Origin of the sequence: Frankia torreyi (assembly GCF_000948395.1) — a bacterium.
GTDB lineage: Bacteria > Actinomycetota > Actinomycetes > Frankiales > Frankiaceae > Frankia > Frankia torreyi.
The window spans coordinates 95,937-117,614 of the sequence record NZ_JYFN01000019.1 but is presented as its reverse complement, the minus strand read 5'-3'; the positions used below and the strand labels follow the sequence as shown (position 1 = coordinate 117,614).

The window sequence follows — 21,678 nt, the reverse complement described above, 5'->3', positions numbered from 1 at the left end:
CCTGACCTGCTCGAGGGCTGCCTGGCGGGCACCGGGTTGACCTTGACACCATCCCATGATCAATCAGCCGACCTCGCGCATTAAAGGTCGGTAAGTAGCCGTCTGCCTTCTCGCGGGCTTCGGATGATCGAGACGTTATCGTGACGGCGTGCCCACGTACGAGCAGGTGGCCCGCTTCGTGGCAGAGTACGCGCGGCTGACCACCGAGCAGCGGCGAGCGTTTCGCCGGGCTGTCGCGCTGTTCCGTGAGGGCTTGGAGACGGGCCAGTTCCACTCGAGTCTCGGAGTGAAGAGCTTCCGCTCCGATCCCGGTGTGTTCGAGCTGCGATAGGCGAAGGATGACCGGGCGCTGTGGGAGTACGGCGACCCCGTTCCGGGCCGCGACGGCCCCCATATCCGCTGGCTGCGGATCGGCACCCATGACATCGACAAGAGCCGGTAGCTGTGAGGACGACCGCCGACGTGGCGGGCGGACCGCGCGAGCATCGGCATCCCGCCACCTCAGAACCGCAGCGTGCGCAACGCGCGCTCGCCAGCTCCGACCCCCGCCGGCCAGGTCAGCCGGGGCGACGCGTCTCCCGGCCGGCTCCTCGACCCGCTCCGGGCATCCGCCCCCGGCGGCGGCAGCCACGGCGTCGTGCCTCGCACGGCTGCGGCCCGCCACCGACGCCACCAAGGACGGCTACGGCTTACGACCGACCCCGCCGAAGATGTGGAGTGGCTGCGGCACCGGCCCGGGCGCGGGCCGCCAGAGGGGGGTCGAGACCACGCCAGGCTCGACGAGTTCAAGGCCGTCGAAGAAGGACGCGACCTGCTCGGGGGTGCGCAGGTTGTAGGGGTGCCCGTCCGCCTGGGTGATCGCGATGGCCTTGTCCACGGCCTCGCCGTGGGTGCCGTCGTTGAGAGCGAGGTAGCTGCCCGGCCGCACCCCGTCGAGCAGCCGCTTCACGATCGCGGTCGCCTCGTCGTTGTCGGCGACGTTCCCGACGATGCCGAACATCACGAGAGCGATCGGCTGGGTGAAGTCCAGGAGCTCGGCGGCCTCCGCGAGAATCGTCTCTGGGTCACGCACATCGGCGTCGACGTAGGCGGTCGCGCCGCCGGAGGCGCTGGTCAGCAGCGCGCGGGCGTGCACCAGCACCAGCGGATCGTTGTCGACGTAGACGATGCGGGAGTCCGGGGCGATCCGTTGCGCGACCTCATGGGTGTTGTCGGCGGTCGGCAGGCCGGTGCCGATGTCCAGGAACTGGCGGATACCCACCTCGCCGGCGAGGAAGGTGATCGCTCGGACCAGGAACTCCCGCTGCGCACGGGCGACGTGCACGATGTCCGGGTAGACCTCGAAGACCTTGTCTCCCAGCTCCCGGTCGGCGGGAAAGTTGTCCTTGCCCCCGAGCCAGTAGTTCCAGACCCGAGCGGAGTGCGGCACGCTCGTGTCCACCCGCGACCATGCGCTCTGCGCCGGCTTGTCAGCACCCATATCGCCCATCATGTACCACCGGTTGCACCCCGCAACGAACAGACCCGGTCGGCTACCTGCCGGGAACGCCGGTGAGGAGCGCCCGCGCCCCGTCACAGCTGATGCCGCGACGAGCGAGCACGTCACGCGTGGGTCTCTGCGTGGCGAGCAGCGCCAACACCAGATGCTCGCCACCGGCGTGGTCATCGAGAAGGGCCCGCGCCTCGCGGTCCGCGGCCTCCAGCACCACCCGCACCCGGTGCGAGAACGACGTCGTGGAAGGCGTCCGCAGGCGTCCGAAACGCCAGCGGGTCGGGGCCCGGCGAGCGAGCGCCGCCGGCCCGAACTGGCGACTGACAGCGGCGGCGACCTCAGCCAGGTCGATGCCGATCGTATGGAGGGCGTCACTTTCGACGCCCTCCGGTGCTTGTTGTGGGCTGACTGCCGGCTGACCCCGAGCGCTTCGACGATCTGCTGCCACGACCAATCCTCCGCGTGGGTCCGATCCAGGTGGAGGGCCTCAAGTTGTCAACCGAGGATGACGGATCGGGCGCCACGCGGCCAGCTCGTGCCGAGGCCTCGGCACGATCCCGGACTGACAAATGGCCGTGCCCTCGACACGATTCCATGCGCGGGCAAGCACAGCAGGACACGGAGGAGGAGAAGCCGCGGTCGACCACCGTGATCACTCGGCCGAGTTTCCAGATCCGCAGGTCGTCCTTGACCTGTTCCAGCACACTTTGGTCGTTGGTGTTGCCTAGCCAGCACCAGACCCGCACCGGGATGCCCTCTCGGGTGATGGCCAGGCCGATCACGACCTGCGGCAGGTCGTCGCGATGGTCTTTGCTCTTGCCGAACTTCCGGAATCCCGGCGTCGGCTCCCCGCCGCCGTCTCCGTCCTCGGCGGGCTGGTCGGCGTCGGGCGTATCGGTCTCGAAGTAGGTCGAGGTCGTGTCGAAGAACAGCAGATCTACTTCGAGGTTGAGCAGGTGCGCGACGGAGAAGAACACCGCTTCCGGCACCGCCCCGGCCACGTCGGTCTCCACCAGCAGGTCCATCGCCCGGTAGGCATGGTCCTCATCCATCGACACCAGGCCCTGCACGACGACGTCCTCGCCGGCCCATTCGGCCGCGGACAGGTTCGACATCGGCGCCAGTGCCCGGTTCGCGACCAAGGCGAACAGCACCCGTTCCACCGCGGTGGTGAACCGCCGGTCGGCCACCGCCTTCTCGATCGCCGCGGCGATGCCGAGCTCGTGCCACAGCCCGTCGACGTCGACTGCCTCGATCCGGCCCAGGTTCATCGGTACCCGCGGCTTCGTCGTCCCGCCGAGCCGATGGTTGTACGCCAGCGCGACGTAGCAGACCATCGAGCCGTCGGCGTTCCATCGCCGCGTGAACCGCAGGTACATACTCACACCAAACCATGTCGACCCAGGTGCAGCGACCACGAACAGGCCCGTCGTGTTACCACACCTTCCGCTTCGCAAGCCCGATTTCCATGGTCGACAGCCCCGCTACCTGCACCTTCATGTCAGCGATCTTCACCGTGTGCCCACGAACCGCGGAACCCGGGTCTAACGGACAGTGGATCGAAGCCAAGAGCAAGTGACATATAGGGCATCCACCACATTAAGCGCAGACTCAAACATTCACCAACAGAGGCAAAAAGGAAGCTTGACCCCGAATTCTCCCTGCAGTTAGCATCAAAGAAATTTGATCTTCTCGCTTACAGTATGTGGACGCTAGACTCCGGAGGAACTCGTGGGCGCCCTACTTCTCCGTCGAGGATCAATTACATTCAGCCTGCCAGAGGGCGACGATAAGGATACAGATACCGCCGTCTCCGTCTTCATCCGCGCACCCTATGCGGCAAAATTCAAGATTACAGTTGCCAGGAAGCAGCACTTCGCCAACACCGACACCTGGGAGGACACCGGCGATAAATCCTACACCTATCAGCTCGATACCACTCCGGTCGATATCGAAAAGCTGACTGGAGACATACAAACAGAGATAGACATCTTTCCCGTGGGGAACGATACAGTCAAGTTCGGTTACGATTTGGAACTAGTCTTTATTGACACAGAAGACCCGGAAAATATAGTCCCGCTCGGTCAGAGCTACGGCGGCATCACTTTGAGTCAAGATCGCAGGCAATGGCTTAGTCCGTGACGGCTACACTCGGCTCCGACATCCGGGCGCGGAAAATGCTCAACAAGGCAGTCTTCACCCGGCTGTACCTCGGCAAGGTCCACGCCGGACCTGTCGTGACCGCTGACGATCTCAACGAGCCGTTTGCTACCACCGTTGGCGGCAGGGCGGGCTTGGAGCCTTGGGGGGACTATTGACGACGTGCCGGTGGAGCGCGCTACGCGCGTGGCCCCGGCACGCGAAAGCGGCGTCTCCCTGACGGGTGACGCCGCTTTGCTGGGATTTACTACCACGGCATCGCCGAGCACCGTCTCTGCGGACGAGTGTTCGAGTAAGGCCGTAGTGGTGGACCTTCAGTTGACTGGCAGGGTGCTGATATCCGAACCCTGCGATATTCGACGATCTTGGTGCTGCGTGACGCCGGCATCGGGTCTCATCTCCTGGAGCCCGCCGGTCCGGAGCGAGCTGTCGCGGGCGCGGCGTGACCATCTTCCTGATTGCACACCAGCTGGCCAGGGCGGAGAGGCTGTCGACCGGGTCTCCATCCTGACACCACGCTGTGCCCGATCGGCCCGCCGGCGGAGTTGCGCACCCAGCCGTTCGCCCGCACGCTAGAGATCTGCATCCGCACCGCGCCGCCTGACCCGGACTTCATCGGTGGCGGTGGATGGCACCGCGATCTGTCCGGCGTTTCCTGCTGACCCTGCGGGTGGGCGGCTTGGCAATCGACTGTGTTGTCATGTCCGGTCGTGCCCAACTGGGTGAGATCTTCCGGCGGGCACGGAATGGGCGGCTGTGGACGAACATCGGCAGCATCGCAAACTCTCGACGATGCCGTCGCGACCTTCGGTCCGACCGAGCGGATCGGCGGGCAGACGGTCATCCGTGTTCGTCCGTGAGCGACACGCACCCATCACTGCGCCTAAGTGCTTGTTTTAGATATTGATGGTCTTCGCTCCCGGTAGCTCTCGATCGCCCTTGCGGAAACGATCATCGTCTGCTTCATGGTGACGAGCGAGTCGCCGAGCCATGATCCCGATCATGGCCCAGTAGACGAACGACTCGGAACTGTCCGGCCGGCGCTCATAATCCCGGGCCAGCCGCCGCCAGGAGGTGACCCACGCCAACGTCCGTTCCACCACCCACCGTTTCGGCAACGGGGAGAACCCCCTCTGCCCGGCAGGCTTACGGACGATGTCCACCGTGGTGCGCAGCACGGTACCGGCCCAGTCGGCGAACCCCCCGGCGAACCCGCCGTCAGCAAAGACATACCGGGTACTCGGGCAGTCGAAATACAGGTCCACCAGCAGCGGCCGGCCGCCGTCACGGTCCTGCACCGACGCCGGGCGCACCAGCACCGCCAGCAGCAGACCCAACGTGTCCACGGCCACGAATCGCTTGCGGCCGTTGACCTTCTTCCCCGCGTCGTAGCCACGGCTGTCCCGCCCGACCGTGGGCGCACCCTTCACCGACTGGGAGTCGACCACCCCCGCCGACGGCTCGGGATCCCGGCCTTCGAACAGACGGACCTTCCGGCGAAGAGCGGCGTTGATCCGTACGGCGGTGCCGTCCTTCCGCCAGCGGCGGAAGAACCCGTACACCGTCTCCCACGGCGGGAAGTCCGACGGCAACGCTCGCCACGAACAGCTGTTCCGCGCCACGTACAGGATCGCGTTCACGATCTCTCGGCGGGGATGGGCCTCATGACGCCCGTCCTTCGACGGAGCCGGCAGTTCGGGTTCGATCTGCGCCCACTCGGCATCGGTCAGATCCGAGGGATAGTGGTGTGTCCGTGCCATGACCAGCCCCTGCCGCCAGCACCCCCACCCAAACCCCACCATCAACATCCACACCAGTATTCGGTCACGGTCCGCACACAAAAGAAGATCTAAAACAAGCACTAAGACAAATGACCGGGAGGCAGTTGCCCATGAAGGCGATCGTCGTGACAGACCAGGCTGCGGGAACGGCCGGGATGAGGCTGGTGGAGCGGCCCGAGCCGTCGGCGGCGATAAACGATGTCGTCGTTGAGGTCCATGCGTCGGGATTCGTTCCGACTGAGATGGCGTGGCCCTCGACCTGGACCGATCGCGTCGACCGTGACCGAACACCGTCGATCCCCGGGCATGAGCTGGCCGGAGTGGTCACCGCCCTCGGCTATGGCACGACGGGGCTGTCGGTGGGACAGCGGGTGTTCGGCCTCTCGGACTGGCATCGCGACGGCACCCTGGCGCAGTATGTGGCCGTCGAGGCACGCAACCTCGCACCGCTCCCGGGCGACGTCGACTTCACGGTGGGCGCGAGCTTGCCGATTTCGGGGCTGACCGCGTGGCAGGGGCTGTTCGAGCACGGCCGCCTTCAGACGGGGCAGAGCGTGCTCGTGCATGGCGCGGCCGGCGCAGTCGGGACGATGGTGACGCAGCTCGCGCGCGAGTTCGGTGCGTACGTCATCGGCACCGGACGCGCCGCCGACCGGCAGAAGGCGCTCGACTTCGGCGCACAGGAATTCGTCGACCTTGAGAACGACGCGCTGGAAGACGTAGGCGGAGTCGATCTGGTCTTCGATGTCATCGGCGGCGATATCCAGAAGTGGTCCGCGGGTCTGGTTCGAGCCGGGGGAACGCTGGTGTCCGTCGTCGGACCGACCGAGGCGCGGCCCGCCGACGGCCTGGCAGTCGACTTCGTTGTCGAGTCCGATCGCGCTCAACTGGGTGAGGTCGTACAGCGGGTGCGCGACGGGCGGCTGCGAACGAACATCGGCAACGTCGCGACCATCGACAATGCCGTCGCCGCCCTCAATCCGACCGAGCGACGCAAGGGAAAGACGATCATCAACCTTCGTCCGTGAGGACTTCGGGGACAGCGACCGCGGTCCTGCCCTCCTCATGGATCAGCGTCAGCCGCGTGGCCAGGCGGCGAGGGGCCGATTGGTCCGCCACCCGAAGGGCAGGCGGGCTATCTATCGCAACGGGTGGCCACGGCGATACTTACGTTGTCTACGGTCACCGCCTCGTCCACAGATTATCGACCCCAACATTCGCGAATAGAGCTCATTTAACTGGTGGAATGCTGTTATTCGCAGTGTGCAGCGGGAGCGACAGGTCGCGGCGCTACACCGGGCCATCGCCGACACCGAGGCCCGTAGCAAACGCCTGCTACGCAGCTTCGAGCTGGTAGACGACCCGGACCAGGACATGGGCCGCGACATCGCCGAGCGGCGGATCGAACTGAGATCCGAACGAGTGGCTCTTCAGCAGAAGCTGGCCGCGCTTGAGGACGAGAAAGCCGCGGCACCCAATCCCGGCCTACTGCGGGCGCTGCCGGTGGGACCCGTCGAACTCGACGAGCTGCCCGAGGACCTGTCCCGCCGCCTCTTCGAGGCGCTTCGGCTCGAAGTCCGCTACAAGCGCGCGACTAACATCGCAACTTGCCGGATAACTCTGACAGGCGAGACCATCCCGGCCACCGCCCGCGTCGGCGTCGATGCGGTCAAGGCTATGCAAGACGTCCCAAGAAAGATCAACAGGGAGGAAGCAGTCATGCCCGTGCAGATCTCGGAAGGGATCATGCACGGGTCTGCTTGGTGCCCCCAACGGGATTCGAACCCGTGCTACCGCCTTGAAAGGGCGACGTCCTGGGCCGCTAGACGATGGGGGCGCGGTGACGATCACAGGCGGGGCAGAGCCGGCGCTCAGCCACGTCGTCGATCGTCTGAAGCACTGCAAGCATAGGGGATGGCCAGGGTGGCCGACAAACCCGTCCGCGCTGGGTCCGGTCAGTGGCTGCCGGCGGCGTGGGCACGCAGGGCCGGGCGCGGGTCGGCCCACCGGTAGCGAGAGTGGAAGAACGCGCGCACCGGCCGGCCGCCGATCGCGATCGAGTGGGAGATGCGCACCCTGCCGGGGGCACCGCCTGCGCTGGCGAGATCGAAGGACATCGTGACGTCGTCGGCCCGCTCGAGCGGGGTGTTCGGGTCGTAGACGCGCAGGGTCACCGCCATGTCGACCTGGTCGTAGGCGTAGGCCAGGACCTGATGGTTCAGGCCGAGTTGCAGGGGATCCGCCGAGTGGACGGTGATGACGCCGACCGGGGCGAGCCGCCCGGAGTCGAGGTCGAGCCGGATCCGCGGCCATTCGTCCGCGAGACTGCGCAGCCCCACGCCGAGGCGGCCCAGCGCGCTGCCGGGCCGTCCCGGAGCAGAGCCGGGACGATTGGGGACGGAGCCGGGACCGTCAGCGGTGGAGCCGCGGGGGTCAGCGGCAGAGCCGCAAGAGGCAGAGGCAGAACTGCGGCGGTCCGGCCGGCTCGCGCCGGGCCACCACGCGCCCCCGCGGCGCGGCTGGGGGTAGGCGTCGGCCGCTCGCATGAGGCCGTAGTAGCGGGCGACGCCGCGGGGCAGGTCGAAGCTCGCCAGCAGGCGGCGCACGAGGTAGCCGTACAGCGGGGAGCCCCGCCGGGGCGGCTCGACGTCGGGCGGCACGGCGAGGCCGGCCTCGAACAGGTCGCGCACCGCGAAGATCATGCCGCCGCACAGGCCGCGGCTGGCGTCCCCGATCCCGAGGCCCCAGGGCAGGCCGGGCAGCCGCAGGGCCAGCAGGGGCTGGACGTCGAAGCTGTTCGTGAACCGGAACGCGCTGACGCTGGGCAGGAACCCGGGCACGGCAGAGCGAACCACCCAGCTTTGGGGGCGGTCACGGTCCATGGTGCTGCCCCTCGCCCGACCCCACACCGCCTGGCAAGACCAGACGGCGGGTGCCGGTCATCAATCGGTGCACGACGCCGCCAGGCCGCGGTGGCCCCGTCCGACGTCGCCACCGCGTGCGAGGCCGGCGGACGGCCCACCGGGCCGTCCGCCGGTTCCCCAACAGGTCCACCCTGCGCCCTCCCGGTGCTCAGGTGGCCCTTGATGCGGACGTCGACGCGAACCGGACCCCGCCCGGCGGCCTCCCCGCCGGCCGGGCAGCCCGGCGTTCGGATCTTCACACTTCCTTTACGCCAGGTGGCCCGAAGGTGGGGGCCCAGACCGGCCGGCTTGTCCGGTTCTCAACCGAACGGACAGCCTTCCGAGCCTTCGGCCCTGTTCCACAAGGTCAGACCACCGACACCCTCGCACTGGCGGCGGCTGCCGCCCGGACGAGGGAAAGGAGGTGCTTCCGGCTACGCGCCAGGTCAGCGCGATCTAGATGTCGCCTCCGATGCTCGGGACCCCCTTCAGCAGGGCACGCACCTCGGCCTCCCGGTACCGGCGGTGCCCACCAAGGGTCCGAATCGACGTCAGCTTGCCGGCCTTCGCCCACCGGGTCACGGTCTTCGGGTCAACCCGAAACATCGTGGCTACCTCGGCGGGCGTCAGCAGCGGCTCGGCGTCCGGCGTTCGTGTCGTCATTGTGTTGGCCTCCCGTCACAGAGCGTCGCTCCGTCCCATACAGATCGTGCATCCTTCGGGGGCATTTCGGACATGGCACGTCAGGACCATCTGCTGACTAGTCACAGCTCGTCCGAAGCGGACGGCGACTCTCGGTTAACGGAATGCGTCGATCAGCTTGCGGATTCCCGCGCCTGCAAGGGTCTCCACCTCATCAGGACCCGTTCGTAGGCTTCGACCGCTAGGTCTGTTCGCCCACGGCGTAACGCGCTGACAGCCTCGACGATGTCCTCTACCGAGCTGTCGCGCCGAAGCATGTCATCGTCGAGCAGGTCAACTAGCCCGTCGTAGTCCAGTTCGACCCTGCTCTGCGGATGGAAGGACCCCAGCCAACGGGCCAGATCGCCGATGCCCTCGACCGCGGGGGCTTCACTCGAACCCCCCCGCAGCGTCTCCACCGCCTCCACCGCGCGGTTCGCCCGGCGCCGGGCCAGGCTCATCGTCGTCCGGTAGATCATCGACCGCTCGGCGGTGTCTCCGGTCACCAGCGACCGCTCGGCCGGGTCGAACAGCAGGAACCACGGCGGCGGGACCATCCAGGTGCACGTCTGGACGTGGACCTTCAGGCTCGGCCGGCGGGCCTTCCAACGGTCCAGCTCGATCTCGGCCGGCTCGGTGATCCGCCGCGGCAGGAACGCCTCGGCGACCCGCTCGGGCATCAGGCCGCGGAACTCCAGCGCCGCCTGCCACACCCGCAACTGGGTCGACCACGGGCAGACGAACATCAGCCCGTCGATCCACTGCACGAACGCCGACTCGTCGGCCACGTCGAGGGTCGGCCGGATGGTCGCGACCAGGGCGACGACGCGCTCCCGGCGCGAGCCGGCCCGCCGGGACGGCGGCCCCGCGGCCGCGTACCGCTGCCAGCGCCCGCGCTCGGCGGCCGGAAACGCCGCAAGCGGCTCATACACACGCAGGTACGCCGCGGGCGACACGACAGCCATCTCAGCTCCCACAGACCGCGTCCGGCCCGGGCCCCGGCCACGCGTGAGCGGCGTGCCACCCACCCCGCGGGGCGAACCCCGTCACACGCCGCAGCGCCGCGAACGACACCCACGCGGATGCCCTGGAACCTGGCATGGCTCGATCCTGGCACGTCCGCACGCAAGCCGTGCGCGCTACCGGGGCCATAGGGTTCGCCAGGACCCGGCCTACCCCGCCGCCCGCGCCCAGCCGGCCACCGACCCGCAGGTCCGCCTGGCGGACGGCGCCGCGACGGTCCAGGTCCCACGCCGGGTCCGTCCCCCAGGAGGTGCACGATGACATCGTTGTTCGGTGCCGTTCGCGACCACGAACAGGTGCTGCTGTGCTCGGACCAGCGGGCCGGGCTGCGCGCGATCATCGCGGTCTACTCGACCGCGCTGGGCCCCTCCCTCGGAGGCACCCGCTTCCACCCCTACGCCGCCGACGACGACGCGCTCGCCGACGCCCTGGCGCTGTCCCGGGCGATGGCCTACAAGGCCGCCTGCGCGGGTCTGGACCTAGGCGGCGGCAAGGCGGTCATCATCGGCGACCCCGCCCGCGACAAGTCCGAGCCGCTGCTGCGCGCCTTCGGCCGCCACATCGCCTCGCTGGGCGGGCGCTACATCACCGCCTGCGACGTCGGTACCTACGTCGACGACATGGACGTCATCGCTCGCGAGACGCGCTGGGTGACCGGGCGCTCGCCGGCCCACGGCGGGTCGGGCGACTCCGGCGTGCTGACCGCCTACGGGGTCTTCGAGGGCATGCGCGCCGCCGCCCGGCACCGGTGGGGGACGACGGACCTCGCCGGGCGCCGGGTGGGGATCAGCGGCGTCGGCAAGGTCGGCCGCCGCCTCGTCGGGCACCTGTTGGCGGATGGCGCCTCGGTGATCGCCGCGGACGTCGACCCGGCGGCCCTGGCCCGACTGCGCGCCGAGTTCCCCGCCGCGCTGACCGTGGCCGACCCCGACGAGCTGTTCGACCTTGACCTCGACGTCTACTCGCCCTGCGCGCTCGGGGGGGTGCTGGACGCCGAGACGATCGGCCGGCTGCGCGCGGAGATCGTCTGCGGCGGGGCCAACAACCAGCTCGCCACGCCCGAGATCGGCGGGCGGCTCGCCGACGCCGGGGTGCTCTACGCGCCCGACTTCGTCGTCAACGCCGGCGGACTCATCCAGGTGGCCGACGAGATCGAGGGGTACTCGCCAGAACGGGCCCGGGCCCGGGCGGCGCGGATCTTCGACACCACCGTCGAGGTCCTCCGCCTCGCCGAGGACGAGGACGTGACGCCGACGAAGGCGGCCGAACGGCTCGCCGAGCGCCGGATGGCCGAGGTGGGCCGGCTGCGGGGGCTCCTGCTGCGCTGAGTCGGACGCGCTGCGCCGGGTCATCTGTGCCGCGCCGGGTCACGTGCGCCTGCAGTGGGTGACACGGCCCGACCCCGGGCGCCGGGTCACGGCACGTCCGCGCAGGTCAGGCGATCGAGAGAATGTGACGGTGCGCACACCACGGCGTGGCGGGTCGGGTCGCCCGCGAGCCGGTGAGCGGCCCCGATTCCCCGATCGAACCCGCCGGACAGCAGGCTTCACGGAGCGCTTCCGATCGTGGACATCTTGTCCGAGGACAGGCAACTGTCGGGTTGGCGTGCCGAGAAGCCTCCGGTCCCTGTAGTCTCGGGAAGCACGAGACAGTGAGAGCACCGGGGCGGGTCCCCGTCGTCATGTTCGAGGGGGTCGAGCCATGGGGCGCGGCCGAGCTAAGGCCAAGCAGACGAAAGTCGCCCGCGAGCTCAAGTACAACTCGCCCAATATGGATCTCGACCGATTGAAGGCGGATCTGGGCGCGGGCTCGACGCGCGAGAACAACAGCGACGACGCGTATGTAGATGACGATTACGGATACGACGCTTACGCAGACGACGAGGACGACCGCCGTTCCTCCCGCTGACATAGCGTCACGTCGGTAGCCGTCCCGCCGCGGCAGGCTCACCCCGGCGGTCGTCGCCGATGGTGGCGGCCCGGGCTTCGGTCCGGGCATCCACCGCCATGTCGTGCTGCCTCCGTGCACGCGCGATGACGCTGACTGCCGTGCCCATCCTTGGGACGCGGCCGATAAGTGCAGCGTCGCCCTCGCATGCGCCCCGTCGTCGTGGCGCGCCCCGCGTTGGGCACGCAGTCGTCGGCCCGCGGCCCGTCCTCGCCTGGGCGGGCGTATCCCGCGCAGACCGATGGCTGTAGACCGGCCGCGCCGCGGCCCGATGGCCTCGCAGACCAGTGGCGCCGAGGTGGTGCTCCGGCAGTCCGCGCTGCCCGCGCGCCTCGCCCGCAGCGACACGCGCGGGCAGCCCTGGCCGGCGGACACCCGCCGGCCACTCGCTCCGGCGGGGGGCGCGCCCCGGGCCGGGCACCGGCCCGCCTCCGCCGACCGGCTCAGGCCGGGCGACGCCCGGCCGCGAGCGGCTCAGGCCGGGTGCCGGCCAACCAGCCGGGCCCGGGGCGTGGCGTCCGCCCCCGGCTCGCCGGCCTCCGCCGTCTCCCGCACCCTGGCCGCCCTGCCCTCGCCGGGCTCACCGCCGGGATAGGTCTCGTCGGCCACGGCACCGATCTCGCCGACGATCCACGAGGGCACCTCTCGCTCCGCGAGCAACGCGAGCGCCTCGGGGACGACGTCGGCCGGCAGTATCGCGACCATGCCGATGCCCTGGTTGAAGGTGCTCTCCATGTCCGTCTGGTCCACCGCGCCGCGCTCGGCGAGCAGGCCGAAGATCGCCGGGACCGCCCAGGACGCGCGGTCGAGGGTCGCCACCAGGCCGGCGGGAATCACCCGGGCGATGTTCGCGGCGAGGCCGCCGCCGGTGATGTGGGCGAAGGCGTGCACCTCCACCGCTGCGGCCAGGGCCAGACAGTCCCTCGCGTAGATGCGGGTCGGGGTAAGCAGGGACCGGCCGAGTGTGTCCCCCAGGGAGGGGACGTATGACCTCAGACCCGCCGCAGCGGTTTCGGAGACGCCACCGGGCTGGCCAGAATCGACAGGACCGAACAAGATGTGCCGTACGAGCGAAAAGCCGTTGGAGTGGATGCCGGATGATGCCATCGCGACCACCACGTCCCCGGGCCGGACCCGCTCCGGCCCGAGCACGCCGTCGGCCTCCACGACCCCGACCCCCGTCGCGGCCAGGTCGTAGTCGTCGCTACCCATGAGCCCGGGATGCTCCGCGGTCTCGCCGCCGACCAGCGCCGCGCCGGCCTGCTCGCACCCGGCCGCGATTCCCGAGACGATCTCGGCGATCCGCGCGGGCACCAGGGCGCCGCAGGCGATGTAGTCGAGCAGGAACAGCGGCTCGGCGCCGCAGACGACAAGATCGTCGACCACCATGGCGACCAGGTCGATGCCGACCGTGTCGTGCGTGTCGAGAGCGCGAGCGAGGGCGATCTTGGTGCCCACACCGTCCGTGGACGAGGCGAGCAGCGGCCGCCGGTAGCGCGTCGTGTCCAGGGCGAACAGGCCGGCGAACCCGCCCAGCGAGCCGACCACCTCGGGCCGCGTCGCCCGCGAGACGTGCCCGCGCATCAGCTCGACGGCCCGGTCCCCCGCGGCCACGTCGACCCCCGCGGCCCGGTACGAGGCGCCCGCGGGCGTCGAAGTGCCCGCCGACGTCGGAACGCCCGACGCTGCCGGAACGCCCGACGCTGCCGGGGCGTTCGTCGTCGCCGGGGTGGCCGGCTCGGCCGTGATCCGCTCGGCGCCGTTCATGCCGGCCTCGCCCCGGCCGGCTCGGGCCGGTGCGCGCCGCGGCGCTCCGCCGCCGACGGCGGGTCCAGGCCGGGCACGGGCGCCCGACCGTTCTCCCCTCGGGTCGGCGGCCCGTCGACCGCGCGGGACACGGGATCAGCGCCGTCGGCCAGGCCAGCGCCGTCGGCCAGGCCGACGTCATCGGCCAGGTCGACGTCATCGTGGCCGTCCGGGGACGGATCGCCCCCGTTCATGCCGAGCGTCACCTCCCGGCGCATCGCCTCGGCGATCATGTCTGCGGTCGTCTGCGCGCCGGCCATCGGCTCCAGGCGGTGCTTGCCGAGCTTGTCGGACTCGGTCAGCGGCACCGGGTAGACGCCGTCGAAGCAGGCTCGGCAGAGGGACTCGGCCGGCTGGTGGGACGCGGCGACCAGGCCCTCCAGCGAGACGTAGGCCAGTGAGTCCGCGCCGAGCGAGGCACGGATCTCCTCGACGCCGGCGTCGCTGGCGATGAGTTCGTCGCGGGTGGCGAAGTCGATGCCGTAGAAGCAGGGCCAGCGCACCGGGGGTGAGGAGATCCGGATGTGGACCTCGGCGGCGCCGGCCTCGCGCAGCATCCGGACCAGCGCCCGCTGCGTGTTCCCGCGCACGATCGAGTCGTCCACGACGACCAGGCGGCGGCCCTCGATGACGTCGCGCAGCGGGTTCAGCTTGAGCCGGATCCCGCGCTGGCGGATCGTCTGCGACGGCTGGATGAAGGTGCGGCCCACGTAGGAGTTCTTGACCAGCCCCTCCCCGAACGGGATGCCGGACTGCTCCGCGTAGCCGACGGCGGCAGGCACGCCGGACTGCGGCACCGGGATGACGAGATCCGCCTCGACGGGCGCCTCGCGGGCGAGCTGGCGGCCCACGTCGACCCGGGTGGCGTGCACCGAACGGCCGGCGATCGCCGTGTCCGGGCGGGCGAGGTAGACGTACTCGAACAGGCAGCCGTGCGGATCGGCCTGGGCGAAGGTGCGCGACCGCACGCCGGCGGCGTCGATGACGATCATCTCGCCGGGCTGGACCTCGCGGACGAAGGTCGCGCCGACGATGTCGAGCGCGGCCGTCTCGCTGGCGACGATCCACGCCCCGTCCGGGTGGTCGTCGAGCCGGCCAAGGACGAGGGGATGGATGCCGTGCGGGTCGCGGGCCGCGTAGAGGGTCGAGGCGTCCGAGAAGACCAGCGAGAAGGCGCCGGCGAGCCGGGGCAGCACGGCCATCGCCGCGTCGGCGAGGGTGGGCCCGGGATGGTCGGCGAGCATCGCGGTGATGAGGTCGGAGTCGGTGGTCGCGCGCAGCCGATCCCGCCCGGCACCGAGCCCCCGCGCAAGTTCGACGATGTTGGTGAGGTTGCCGTTGTGGCCGAGCGCGATCGGGCCGCCGAAGCTGGCCGTGCGGTAGGACGGCTGGGCGTTCTCCCAGGTGGAGGAGCCGGTCGTCGAGTACCGGGTGTGCCCCACCGCGACGTGGCCGCTCAGGCTGGACAGGGTGATCTCGTCGAAGACCTGGGCGACGAGCCCGAGCTCCTTGAACACCACGACCGTCCGGCCGTCGCCGACCGCGATGCCGGCCGCCTCCTGGCCGCGGTGCTGCAGGGCGTACAACCCGTAGTAGGCCAGGTTCGCCACGTCCTCACCGGGCGCCCAGACGCCGAAGACACCGCAGGCATCCCGGGGGCCGGGATCATCGGATAGCTCGGACCCCGCTGTGGGGATGGCGCCAATGCGGGCGGCGACGTCTGGCACCAGGACTCCTCGACTGGTCAGGGACACCGGAGAAATGCGGAGGGTTACGCGCGGGACCGCGTCCACGCCGGCCCGTCCTCACTCGTGACGAGACGTGGCGGACCGGTTCCGGCCACCGCCTCGACCGGCAGCTACCTCTCTCCACGCTAGCAGCGACGACGCACATCGGCCCTTGCCTCGCGTGCCGGCCCTTTGCCCCGCAGCCTCCCCCGCAGCCCACCCCTCCGTCACAACAGCGGCAGGTAACCGCTCAGATCGGCCCGCTCGCCGCTGGCGGAGATCCGCCCGTCGGCCACGGCGTCGCCCCACGCCAGCCGCCCCGCGCAGAGCAGGACGAACGCGACCGGCCCGGCCTCGACGACGTTCGGCGGGGTGCCGCGGGTGTGCCGGGGCCCCTCGACCACCTGGACGGCGGCGAAGGGGGGCACGCGCAGCTCCACCGTGTGCCCGGGCACCCGGTGGACGAACAACTCGGCGAACAGCCTCGTCACCACCTTCAACGCCGGCCGCAGCGGCTCGACGCCGAGGTCGAGCCCGTGCACCACCGCCTCCACCGCCCGGGTGCGCAGGAACTCGGTCAGCAGCATCGGGCCACCCGGAGTCGCGACCACCGGGTCGCCGTCGGTGACCCGCGCCAGCGCGGCCGCTGCCGCCGATACCTCGCCCGCCAGCCCCGCGCGCGTCCCGGCCGGTCCGGTCTGCGCCGCCAGGGCCCGGGCGGTGTCCGCGATGGCCTCCGCCTGTGCCCCGGTGCCGCTGAGATAGTCGACCGCCGAGACCAGCCGCGGCGCGGTTGCGGGCGCCGTGGCCGGCCCGTCCGCGGCGAACGGGGCGAGGGCCAGCGACAGCGCGGTCGCGGACCGGCCGACGTGCAGAACCAGCTCTCCGACCGTCCAACCGGGTAACACGCTCGGCGCGGCGAACGCGCCGTCCGGCAGATCGGCCACGGCGCCGGCGACACGCTCCCACTGGGGCACGACGGCCGCGGCGAGCTCGGGCAGCGCCGCCGAGGCGTCCCGGCGGCGGGTGCGGGAGGGCATCGCCCCATCCTGCCCGGTCGGCGCCGGCCCGAGCGAGGCCAGCCTGAGCGAGGCCAGCCCGAGCGGTGCCAGCCCGAGCGGTGACAGCCCGGCCACTGCGCCGCGCGCGATCCGGGCCAACCCGCTCCCGCCGTGGGCGGCGCGGGAAGACGAGGATGGGCGGGTGTCAGTGACCGCCGCACATGCTGCGGCAGACGTGTACGGGACCGCGGCGATCCGGCGGCGGGTGCTGGACGCCTGGGTCGCCTCGCCGGCCCGCTTCCGGGAGGACGCCAACGCGGAGGAGGACGCCGCCCTCGGCGCCTACCACGACCGTCTCGTGGTGGAGCTGCTGCAGAACGCGGTCGACGCCGCGGGCGAGGCCGGCGTGCCGGCACGGGTGCTCCTCCGGCTGAGCACCGACGCCACCGCGCCGGAGGCCGGGCCCGGCGGCCTGCTGGAGATCGCCAACACCGGGGCGGCGCTGTCGGCCGCCGGTGTCGAGGCGCTGTCGACCCTCCGGGCCTCGACCAAACGTGACAGTGCCTCCGTGGGCCGGTTCGGTGCCGGCTTCGCCGCGGTCCTCGCGGTGACGGACGAGCCCGCAATCGTCTCCCGCGGCGGCCCGGACCCGCTGGCGACCGGCGTGGCCTGGTCGAGGACCCGGGTGATCGAGGCGGTGACGGCCCTCGCCACGCCGGCCACCGCACCGAACGGTGGTGACGTAATCGGTGGCGACGTAACGAATCGCGACGCAACGAATCCCGGCTCATCCCTCGACGTTCCCGGCGGCGTCGGCAGCACTCAGGCGGTGCGCCTGAGCGAGGAGCTCGCCCGGCGCGAGGGCGCCGTGCCGATCCTGCGGCTGCCGTTCACGATCACTGCCGGACCGCCGCCCGAGGGCTACGACACCGTCGTCCGGCTCCCACTGCGCGACGGCGCCGCGGTGGCGCTCGCGCGGGAGCTGCTGGCCGGGCTCGATCCCACCCTGCCGCTGGTGCTCGGCGGCCCGGGCGAGATCGTTGTCGACGTGGACGGCGCCGTGCGGACCGTCACCTGTCACTGGCTGCGCGGCGGCCGGGACGGCGGGTGGGACGGCGGGTGGGACGGCGGGTGGGATGCGGCACCGGCGGGCAGCGCCGGGCCGGCCGGCGATCCGGTCATCGAACGCGTCGAGATAGCCGACCTGAACGGCGAGCGGTGGCGCGGGATCGCGCGCAGCGGCGTGATCCCCGCCGCCCTGCTCGCCGACCGCCCGGTCGAGGAGCGGGGACGGACCGGTTTCACCGCCCGGGTGATGGTCCGCGACGGCGGGTGGCCGGACGGCGTGGCCCGGGTGCTGCGGGCGCCGCAGCCCACCGACGAGCCGCTCTCGCTGCCGGTCCTGGCCAGCGTCGAGCTGCCGCTGGATCCATCCCGACGGCACACCGTCGGCGGCCCGTTGCGTGATCGGCTCACCGACGAGCTGGCAGCGGCCGCCGTCCTCCTGGCCGAATACCTGGGCACCGGGCTGGAGCCGGGCGACCAGGCGCAGGCCGGCGGCGGCCCCGGCGCGCAGGCCGCACCGGTCGGGCAGCCGCCCGATCCGCTGGCCGCCCTGACCCTGATCCCGACGGGGCTCCCCCTCGGCGCGGTCGACGGGCGGCTGCGCGAGTCCCTGCTACGGCTACTCCCCGACTCGGCGCTGTTCCCTGGCGCCCTGCGCGGCCGGGACTGCTCCGTGGCCGACCTCGGCCCCGCCACCGACGCCGTGACCGAGCTGCTGCGTGCCCCCGGCCCCCCGGCCGACCCCGCCGGCCAGATCTATCCCGCCAACCCGGCCGACATCGCCAGCCCGCCCGACATCGCCAGCCCGGCCGATCCGATCGCCACGGGCGGTCCGCCGGGTGCGGGCACAGATCCGGGTGCGGGCGGGGCGGAGCTGGTGGCAGGCCTGCTCCCGGCGACGTACGCCGCCCGGCGGTGGCGCACCGCGCTGGACCTGCTCGGCGTCCGGCGGGTGGACAGCGCCGCGCTGGTCGAGCTGCTGTCCGGAGTCTCCCGCCCGCCGGACTGGTGGGGACGGCTCTACCCCCTGCTGGTCGCAGCGCCGGACCGGGACGCCCTGGGGGCGCTGCCGGTGCCGCTCGCCGAGATCGGCGCGGACGGGTCCGACGCGGCCGACGCGCTCACCGCCCCCGCGGCAGCGGGGCCGACCGACGATGGCGGCCTGCGGACCCGCATGGTCACCGGCCCGCGCGGCACCCTGCTGCCCACCGCTGATCTGGACATCGTCGCCCTGGTGCGCTCGGGGCTGCCGCTGCGGGTGGTCCATCCCGACGCCTGCGCCGGCGGCGCTCGGGACGCGCTGCGCACCCTGGGCGCCCTGGAGGGCACGCCGGCCGGGGTGCTGCGCGATCCGGCGGTGCGCGAGGCGGTGCTCGACGCCGAGCCGGACGACCATCCCGACGACCTGCTGGCGCTGGCCGCAGCCGTGCTCGCCCTGGTCCGCGACGCGGGCGAGGAGCACCCGGCGGAGCTCGGCTGGCTGGAGGACCTGCTGCTACCGGCCGCCGACGGCGAGTTCACCCCCGCCGGGGAGCTGCTCGTCGAGGGGGGCCCGCTGGACCGGGTGCTGGCGCAGGACGCTCCGTTCTCGACCCTTTCGCCCGAGGTCGCCCGGGCATGGCCCGCGCAGGTGCTGGAGCGGGTCGGCGTGCTGCACTCCTTCGGCGTGCTACGCACCTATGACCTGCCGCTCGACGCCGACGAGCAGATCCTGCTCGATCTCGACGACAGCGACATCTGGGTCGACGACGTCACAGCGGACGATCATGGCGGCGCGCCGGGAGGCTCGGCGAACCTGCGCCTCCCGCCGGCCGGCGGGCCGCCCGCGCCGGCCATGATCGGGGTGTTCGTCGCGGTGCGCGACCTCGAACTCGTCGACCCGGCGGCCTGGCCAGAGGCGCTCGCCGAGCTGGCCCGCCCGCCGCTGCGCGAGGCCGTGTTCGCCCCGGAACCGTCGTACACCCGGTGGTGGCTGGCGCGGCACGCGGTGCTGCCCGTGGCGGGCACCGACCGGGTGCTGCCGCCGCGCGAGCTGCTGCTTCCCGCCGCCGATCCGCTGCTCGCCGGCCTGTTCGCCCCCGCTGCCCCGCTGGCCGGCGTCGATGACGAGTTCCTGCGCCACCTCGGCGCCCGGCTCACCCTCGACGACGTCCTCGGCGACCTCGGTGCGGTCATGGACCTGCTCGACCGGCTGGGCGACGCCGACCGGGACGTCCCCTGGCCGGCGGCGCGGACGCTCTACATCGCCGCGGTCGACGCCGTGGCCCGGGTGCTCGCGGCACCGGACCGATCCGCGGGCGGCGAGCGGTTCGACCCGCCGCTGACCGTACGGACACCCGAGGGGGTCGTGCCGAGCGGGCAGGCCGTCGTCGTGGACGCGCCCGACCTGCTGGACCTGCTGGGAACCGGTCGGGGCGCGCTGCGGCTGCCGCTGGACCGCGCCGCCGAGGTCGCCCACGTCCTCGGGGTGCCGCTGGCCGCGGAGATCGCGCCCTGCGAGATCGCGGCGGGCGGGGCCGGGGCCGCCACCACCGAGTGGGCCCCGGACGGCCCGGACGGCCCGGAGGGCGAGCCGCGGCGGGCGCCGGACGGCACCCCGTACCGCGTGCACCGCCCGCTGCTGGTCGAGGACCTGACCGGACGGCCGACGCGGGTGCCGTGGCGGGTGCTCGGCGGGATCGGCGGTGAGGTGCACGTCGATGCCGACGCCGGCCCGGACGCGCTGGCCCGGGCGCTGGCCTGGCGGGGCGGGCAGTGGGACCGGCGGCACGCGCTCGCCGCGGAGCTGCGCGACCCGGCGGGCGCGGCCTTCCGCGCGGCGGAGGACGATCTCGACGAGACGTGAGCCGGCGAGAGCCGGCTACCCCTGCCGGCCCCGCAGCCGGTTGCGGCGACGGATCACGATCCACAGCCCGGCGAGCCCGAGCCCGAAGCCACAGATCGCGGTGGCCAGCCACCACAGGTGGCCGTCGTCGCGCAGGTCGTCCAGGAACACCAGCATGACCAGCGCGGCGACGGCCCACAGCACCGTGCCGACGGCGACGGAGACGACGCCGTCGTAGGGCAGCGGCTGGAGCGCCGGCGGGTCGGTCGAGGCCGACCCGCCGGCGACGCCCCCGGCGGGGTCGCTGTTCGCTGACGCACTCATCCCGCCAGACGGTACCCGCCGCCCGCGGGCCGGGATCGCCGGGACGCCCCCACTCGACCGGAACGCGGCACACGATCCCGGTCCGGGGCTTTCCGCGGAAAACTCCATAAACGACTCGGGCGAGTTTCGGAAAATCATTGCGGAAGCCATCGGCTTCCCGTTTTTAGGGAATGCAAACCAAGAGGTCCGACGCTACCGTTACACCATGACTCAGAGCAAAGTAGCGCCGCGGCACGGTACGGTCTCCGAGCCGGCCTCCCGCGCGCACATATACCTCGCCGAATGGCAGTCCGCAGGCCTGGAATCAGGGAAGTTCTTCCCGGAGACGCAGGCCGGGCTGGCCGATCCGTCCGCGCCGGACGATGTCCGGAACGATGCCCCGCCCACCGACGGAAAGATTGCCAGTGCCGGCCAGGATTTTGCCGCCGAACTGGACAAGCCGGGCTCGGACTGGCAGAAGCACTCCGTCGCCGCCGGCCAGCGGCTCACCATCACCTGGAGTTTCCACGCCCCGCACAAGACGCGGCGGTGGAACTACTTCCTGACCCGGGAGGGCTGGGATCCGAACGCCCCACTGAGCCGAGCCCAGTTCGAGCCGGACCCCATCCATCAGGTCCAGAACAGCGGGCAGCCCTACTGGTCGGCCGACGACCTCCTGCCGGAGAACCCGACCCGGCACACGATCGTGCTGCCGCAGCGGCAGGGCTACCACGTCCTGCTCAGCGTCTGGGAGGTCGCCGACACCGCCAAGGGCTTCTACCAGGTCATCGATCTCAATTTCACCGGGTGACGCCAGGTCCCGTCCGCCGGCCGGCTCCGGTCGGCGGATGGGGCGGCCCCGGTCACGACCACGGACGACCACCAGGCACCAGACGAGTACCAGTCACCAGACGACGACGAGGGCAGGTGGGTCACCATGCGCGACGCCGACCGCGGCGTACGAG

18 protein-coding genes and 1 tRNA gene are annotated in these 21,678 nt (G+C 71.4%); 7 read left to right on the top strand and 12 right to left on the bottom strand.

Annotated features, from left to right (window positions below; genetic code table 11):
- The first annotated feature begins 148 nt into the window (after nucleotides 1–148).
- Complete coding sequence (locus tag FF36_RS37905) at nucleotides 149–331, top strand: hypothetical protein (protein WP_044885480.1); 183 nt, start codon at nucleotides 149–151, stop codon at nucleotides 329–331.
- A 351-nt stretch (nucleotides 332–682) separates the two neighbouring features.
- Here FF36_RS37905 and FF36_RS14005 read toward each other — a convergent pair whose 3' ends face one another.
- The 3 genes from FF36_RS14005 to FF36_RS13995 are packed head-to-tail and all read right to left on the bottom strand — an operon-like array spanning nucleotide 683 to nucleotide 2,910.
- The gene (locus tag FF36_RS14005) at nucleotides 683–1,489 is read right to left on the bottom strand and encodes an SAM-dependent methyltransferase (protein WP_370657191.1); all 807 of its coding nucleotides are present in this window, start codon (nucleotides 1,487–1,489) and stop codon (nucleotides 683–685) included.
- A gap of 43 nt (nucleotides 1,490–1,532) precedes the next feature.
- Complete coding sequence (locus tag FF36_RS41465; RefSeq protein ID WP_161849193.1) at nucleotides 1,533–1,940, bottom strand: Clp protease N-terminal domain-containing protein; 408 nt, start codon at nucleotides 1,938–1,940, stop codon at nucleotides 1,533–1,535.
- Nucleotides 1,864–2,910, bottom strand: a complete 1,047-nt coding sequence (locus FF36_RS13995; RefSeq protein WP_128423311.1) for an IS1634 family transposase — start codon at nucleotides 2,908–2,910, stop codon at nucleotides 1,864–1,866. Before FF36_RS13995 ends, FF36_RS41465 begins: the two co-directional genes overlap by 77 nt.
- Nucleotides 2,911–3,223: 313 nt before the next feature.
- Between FF36_RS13995 and FF36_RS34905 the strand changes: the two genes are divergently transcribed.
- A complete protein-coding gene (locus tag FF36_RS34905) occupies nucleotides 3,224–3,634 on the top strand; it encodes a hypothetical protein (protein WP_128423310.1) in 411 nt (136 codons plus the stop codon).
- Nucleotides 3,635–4,548: 914 nt separating this feature from the next.
- On the opposite strand, the gene FF36_RS13985 is transcribed toward FF36_RS34905, so the two are convergent.
- A complete protein-coding gene (locus tag FF36_RS13985) occupies nucleotides 4,549–5,454 on the bottom strand; it encodes an IS5 family transposase (RefSeq protein ID WP_242422496.1) in 906 nt (301 codons plus the stop codon).
- Nucleotides 5,455–5,543: 89 nt separating this feature from the next.
- Here FF36_RS13985 and FF36_RS13980 point away from each other — a divergent pair, with 89 nt between their 5' ends.
- Nucleotides 5,544–6,461 carry an NADP-dependent oxidoreductase gene (locus FF36_RS13980; RefSeq protein WP_044885476.1) on the top strand — a complete coding sequence of 306 codons (918 nt, stop codon included), beginning with the start codon at nucleotides 5,544–5,546 and terminating at the stop codon, nucleotides 6,459–6,461.
- A 733-nt stretch (nucleotides 6,462–7,194) separates the two neighbouring features.
- On the opposite strand, the gene FF36_RS13970 is transcribed toward FF36_RS13980, so the two are convergent.
- The 4 genes from FF36_RS13970 to FF36_RS13955 all read right to left on the bottom strand — a co-directional run bounded on the left by FF36_RS13970 (nucleotide 7,195) and on the right by FF36_RS13955 (nucleotide 9,982).
- Nucleotides 7,195–7,270: transfer RNA gene (locus tag FF36_RS13970), tRNA-Glu, on the bottom strand.
- A gap of 118 nt (nucleotides 7,271–7,388) precedes the next feature.
- Entirely contained in the window at nucleotides 7,389–8,273 is an 885-nt protein-coding gene (locus FF36_RS13965; RefSeq protein WP_063870406.1) for a hypothetical protein, read from the bottom strand.
- Nucleotides 8,274–8,792: 519 nt separating this feature from the next.
- Complete coding sequence (gene bldC, locus FF36_RS13960; protein WP_009741343.1) at nucleotides 8,793–8,999, bottom strand: developmental transcriptional regulator BldC; 207 nt, start codon at nucleotides 8,997–8,999, stop codon at nucleotides 8,793–8,795.
- 152 nt (nucleotides 9,000–9,151) lie between these two features.
- Nucleotides 9,152–9,982 carry a DUF8083 family protein gene (locus tag FF36_RS13955; RefSeq protein WP_044885473.1) on the bottom strand — a complete coding sequence of 277 codons (831 nt, stop codon included), beginning with the start codon at nucleotides 9,980–9,982 and terminating at the stop codon, nucleotides 9,152–9,154.
- 315 nt (nucleotides 9,983–10,297) lie between these two features.
- Between FF36_RS13955 and FF36_RS13950 the strand changes: the two genes are divergently transcribed.
- Both FF36_RS13950 and FF36_RS13945 read left to right on the top strand, forming a co-directional pair.
- Nucleotides 10,298–11,368 (top strand): Leu/Phe/Val dehydrogenase, encoded by a 1,071-nt coding sequence (locus FF36_RS13950; protein WP_044885472.1) that lies wholly within the window; start codon nucleotides 10,298–10,300, stop codon nucleotides 11,366–11,368.
- Nucleotides 11,369–11,741: 373 nt separating this feature from the next.
- Complete coding sequence (locus FF36_RS13945) at nucleotides 11,742–11,948, top strand: DUF3073 domain-containing protein (RefSeq protein ID WP_011601395.1); 207 nt, start codon at nucleotides 11,742–11,744, stop codon at nucleotides 11,946–11,948.
- Nucleotides 11,949–12,461: 513 nt separating this feature from the next.
- Here FF36_RS13945 and purM read toward each other — a convergent pair.
- The 3 genes from purM to FF36_RS13930 form a co-directional block, all read right to left on the bottom strand.
- Entirely contained in the window at nucleotides 12,462–13,754 is a 1,293-nt protein-coding gene (gene purM / locus FF36_RS13940) for a phosphoribosylformylglycinamidine cyclo-ligase (protein WP_082121899.1), read from the bottom strand.
- The gene (gene purF, locus FF36_RS13935; protein ID WP_044885471.1) at nucleotides 13,751–15,520 is read right to left on the bottom strand and encodes an amidophosphoribosyltransferase; all 1,770 of its coding nucleotides are present in this window, start codon (nucleotides 15,518–15,520) and stop codon (nucleotides 13,751–13,753) included. Before purF ends, purM begins: the two co-directional genes overlap by 4 nt.
- A gap of 227 nt (nucleotides 15,521–15,747) precedes the next feature.
- Nucleotides 15,748–16,560 (bottom strand): sterol carrier family protein, encoded by an 813-nt coding sequence (locus FF36_RS13930; protein ID WP_044885499.1) that lies wholly within the window; start codon nucleotides 16,558–16,560, stop codon nucleotides 15,748–15,750.
- Between the two features lie 163 nt (nucleotides 16,561–16,723).
- Here FF36_RS13930 and FF36_RS13925 point away from each other — a divergent pair, with 163 nt between their 5' ends.
- Complete coding sequence (locus tag FF36_RS13925; protein ID WP_044885470.1) at nucleotides 16,724–20,431, top strand: sacsin N-terminal ATP-binding-like domain-containing protein; 3,708 nt, start codon at nucleotides 16,724–16,726, stop codon at nucleotides 20,429–20,431.
- Between the two features lie 15 nt (nucleotides 20,432–20,446).
- Here FF36_RS13925 and FF36_RS13920 read toward each other — a convergent pair whose 3' ends face one another.
- Nucleotides 20,447–20,734: a DUF2530 domain-containing protein gene (locus FF36_RS13920; RefSeq protein WP_044885469.1), complete on the bottom strand. Its 288-nt coding sequence runs from the start codon at nucleotides 20,732–20,734 to the stop codon at nucleotides 20,447–20,449.
- Between the two features lie 205 nt (nucleotides 20,735–20,939).
- Here FF36_RS13920 and FF36_RS13915 point away from each other — a divergent pair, with 205 nt between their 5' ends.
- On the top strand, nucleotides 20,940–21,524 hold the full coding sequence (locus FF36_RS13915) for a lytic polysaccharide monooxygenase auxiliary activity family 9 protein (protein ID WP_044885468.1): 585 nt from the start codon (nucleotides 20,940–20,942) through the stop codon (nucleotides 21,522–21,524).
- The last annotated feature ends 154 nt before the right edge of the window (nucleotides 21,525–21,678 follow it).

What these genes read in the sequence shown, in the direction of transcription:
- FF36_RS13955 (WP_044885473.1), bottom strand. Translation starts at nt 9,982, where the DNA reads ATGGCTGTCGTGTCGCCCGCGGCGTACCTGCGTGTGTATGAGCCGCTT.
- FF36_RS13915 (WP_044885468.1), top strand. Translation starts at nt 20,940, where the DNA reads ATGACTCAGAGCAAAGTAGCGCCGCGGCACGGTACGGTCTCCGAGCCG.
- purM (WP_082121899.1), bottom strand. Translation starts at nt 13,754, where the DNA reads ATGAACGGCGCCGAGCGGATCACGGCCGAGCCGGCCACCCCGGCGACG.
- FF36_RS13945 (WP_011601395.1), top strand. Translation starts at nt 11,742, where the DNA reads ATGGGGCGCGGCCGAGCTAAGGCCAAGCAGACGAAAGTCGCCCGCGAG.
- FF36_RS13920 (WP_044885469.1), bottom strand. Translation starts at nt 20,734, where the DNA reads ATGAGTGCGTCAGCGAACAGCGACCCCGCCGGGGGCGTCGCCGGCGGG.
- FF36_RS13950 (WP_044885472.1), top strand. Translation starts at nt 10,298, where the DNA reads ATGACATCGTTGTTCGGTGCCGTTCGCGACCACGAACAGGTGCTGCTG.
- bldC (WP_009741343.1), bottom strand. Translation starts at nt 8,999, where the DNA reads ATGACGACACGAACGCCGGACGCCGAGCCGCTGCTGACGCCCGCCGAG.
- FF36_RS13930 (WP_044885499.1), bottom strand. Translation starts at nt 16,560, where the DNA reads ATGCCCTCCCGCACCCGCCGCCGGGACGCCTCGGCGGCGCTGCCCGAG.
- FF36_RS13985 (WP_242422496.1), bottom strand. Translation starts at nt 5,454, where the DNA reads ATGGTGGGGTTTGGGTGGGGGTGCTGGCGGCAGGGGCTGGTCATGGCA.
- FF36_RS14005 (WP_370657191.1), bottom strand. Translation starts at nt 1,489, where the DNA reads ATGGGCGATATGGGTGCTGACAAGCCGGCGCAGAGCGCATGGTCGCGG.
- FF36_RS13980 (WP_044885476.1), top strand. Translation starts at nt 5,544, where the DNA reads ATGAAGGCGATCGTCGTGACAGACCAGGCTGCGGGAACGGCCGGGATG.